Raw genomic sequence first — 2,777 nt, forward strand, 5'->3', positions numbered from 1 at the left:
GGTCAAGACGCTCGTGAAGATGGGCCTGAGCAAGGGCAACCTGACCGAGGATGAGATCTCCGGTGCCATCGGCGACATAGATCTTTCGCCGGAGCAGGTGGACAACATCTTCGCCCACTTCACTGACCAGAAGATCGAGATCATCGACCAGTCCGCGGCCGAGCCGCTGCCCACGGACGACGAAGCCGACGACATCATCGCCAAGGACGAGGAGCTCACCGCCGCCGGCGAGGAAGCCGCGACGGAGGAGATTCCCGACGACTCCGTGATGGACGAGGAGGCGGCCAAGCCCGCCACCAAGCCGGGCAAGAAGAAGGCCCGCCGGCGCACCGAGGCGACCGTCACGCACCCGCTCACCTCCGACCCGGTGCGGATGTACCTCAAGGAGATCGGCAAGGTCCCGCTGCTCACCGCGCGCCAGGAAGTCGACCTCGCCATGAAGATCGAGGCCGGGCTCGAGGCGGCCGCGAGGTCCGACGAGGCCGCCGGGCGCGGCATCAAGCTCGAGCGCGCCGAGCAGCGCCGGCTCGACCGTATCGAGGCGATCGGCTTGGACGCCAAGCGGCAGCTCGTGGAGGCCAACCTGCGGCTCGTCGTCTCGATCGCCAAGCGCTACGTCGGGCGCGGCATGCTCTTCCTCGACCTCATCCAGGAGGGCAATCTCGGCCTGATCCGCGCGGTCGAGAAGTTCGACTACGGCAAGGGCTTCAAGTTCTCCACCTACGCCACCTGGTGGATCCGCCAGGCCATCACGCGCGCCATCGCCGACCAGGCGCGCACCATCCGCATCCCCGTGCACATGGTCGAGACGATCAACAAGCTCATCCGCGTGCAGCGCCAGCTGCTCCAGGACCTCGGCCGCGAGCCGCTGCCCGAGGAGATCGCCGAGAAGATGGAGATGACGCCGGAGCGCGTCCGCGAGATCCTCAAGATCTCGCAGGAGCCCGTCTCGCTCGAGACGCCCATCGGCGAGGAGGAGGACTCCCAGCTCGGCGACTTCATCGAGGACTCCGAGGCGGTCGTGCCGCCGGAGGCCGCGTCGTTCACGATGCTGCAGGACCAGCTCTGCCGCGTCCTCGACTCACTTTCCGAGCGCGAGCGCAAGGTCATCGAGCTGCGGTTCGGCCTGCTCGACGGGCACCCTCGCACGCTCGAGGAGGTCGGCAAGGAGTTCGGCGTCACGCGCGAGCGCATCCGCCAGATCGAGAGCAAGACGCTCTCGAAGCTGCGCCATCCGAGTCGCGCCCAGAAGCTGCGCGAGTACCTGGAGTAGGGAGCGGTATCGCCCGAGGAGAACGCGAACGGCCCCCGGTTGTCGGGGGCCGTCGTCATGTTGAGTGGCTCCTCGGGTAGGACTCGAACCTACAACCCTCCGGTTAACAGCCGGATGCTCTGCCGATTGAGCTACCGAGGAATCCGACGCTCGCGAAAGGCTTCGGCGGCCCTCGGAGCCGTTCGGATTATACGGACGCCCCGCAGGCCGCGCAACACGTCCGCGCACGGTGCGGGCCTTGTGCGATGATTGCCCATGAGGGGGCGTCAGCGGTCCCGTCCGAAAGGGTGTCGCGATGTCCGGTTGGGAAGGCAAGCGGGTCGCCGTCACGGGTGGCGGCGGCTTCGTCGGCAGCCGCGTGGTCTCGCAGATACGAGAGGCGGGCGCGGCGGAGGTGTTCGCCGTCCGCAGCGCCGAGTACGACCTGCGCACGCACGAGGCGATCGTGCGCATGCTCGCCGATATGCGGCCCGACGTGGTGATCCATCTCGCGGCGGTCGTGGGCGGCATCGGCGCGAACATGGCCAACGCCGGCCGCTTCTACTACGACAACGCGATCATGGGCATCCAGCTCATAGAGGAGTCGCGCCTCGCGTGCGTGGCGAAGTTCGTCGCCATCGGCACGATCTGCGCCTACCCGAAGTTCACGCCGGTCCCGTTCCGCGAGGAAGAGCTCTGGAACGGCTATCCCGAGGAGACGAACGCCCCGTACGGGCTCGCCAAGAAGATGATGCTCGTCCAGCTGCAGGCGTACCGCCAGCAGTACGGCTTCAACGGCGTCTACCTGCTGCCGGTGAACCTGTACGGTCCCGGTGACAACTTCGACCTCGAGTCGAGCCACGTCATCCCGGCGATGGTGCGCAAGATGACCGCCGCGCGTGACGCCGGGGCCGCCGAGGTCGTGCTGTGGGGCGACGGCACGCCCACGCGGGAGTTCCTGTACGTCGACGACTGTGCCGCCGGGATCGTCGCGGCCGCGGAGCGCTACGACGGACCGGAGCCGGTGAACCTGGGTAGCGGCATGGAGATCGCGATGCGCGACCTCGCCACGACGATCGCGGACGCGGTCGGCTTCGAGGGCGCGGTCGTGTGGGACGCGACGAAGCCGAACGGGCAGCCGCGCAGGATGCTCGACGTGAGCCGGGCGAGGGACTACTTCGGCTGGCAGGCGACGACGCCGTTCGACGCCGGCATCGCGCGCACCGTCGAGTGGTGGGAGTCCGTGAAGGACTCGTACGACCGGTGAGCGACCCTCGCCGCGTGCACGTCGCAGGGCTGCCGGTGGTGGCGGCCGACGTGGCCGCGGGGCTCGACCTGCTGTGGGACGACATCGCGAACGGACGACCGCGCGTGTACGCGTTCGTGAACGCGCAGTCGGCGACGCTGCGGCGGCGTTCGGCCGAGTACGGGCGGGCGCTCGAGGCGGCCTCGGCGGTGCCGCTCGCCGACGGGGCGCCGATGACCGCGGGCGCGAGGCTGCTCGGCCTCGGAGCCATCGGGCGCT

Annotated in this window: 3 protein-coding genes and 1 tRNA gene; 3 read left to right on the forward strand and 1 reads right to left on the reverse strand. The window is 68.8% G+C overall.

Going from position 1 to position 2,777, the window contains the following annotated elements:
* The coding region (gene rpoD / locus FDZ70_08890) for an RNA polymerase sigma factor RpoD (GenBank protein TLM71233.1) at window positions 1-1,273 on the forward strand (1,273 nt) is incomplete at its 5' end.
* 65 nt (window positions 1,274-1,338) lie between these two features.
* Here rpoD and FDZ70_08895 read toward each other — a convergent pair.
* Window positions 1,339-1,414, reverse strand: a tRNA-Asn gene (locus FDZ70_08895).
* A gap of 154 nt (window positions 1,415-1,568) precedes the next feature.
* Here FDZ70_08895 and FDZ70_08900 point away from each other — a divergent pair.
* Both FDZ70_08900 and FDZ70_08905 read left to right on the forward strand, forming a co-directional pair.
* Window positions 1,569-2,519 (forward strand): GDP-L-fucose synthase, encoded by a 951-nt coding sequence (locus tag FDZ70_08900; protein TLM71234.1) that lies wholly within the window; start codon window positions 1,569-1,571, stop codon window positions 2,517-2,519.
* On the forward strand, window positions 2,516-2,777 hold a 262-nt coding region (locus FDZ70_08905), incomplete at its 3' end, for a hypothetical protein (GenBank protein ID TLM71235.1). The genes FDZ70_08900 and FDZ70_08905, both read left to right, overlap by 4 nt.

This window comes from Actinomycetota bacterium (genome assembly GCA_005774595.1).
Classification (GTDB): Bacteria; Actinomycetota; Coriobacteriia; order Anaerosomatales; family D1FN1-002; genus D1FN1-002.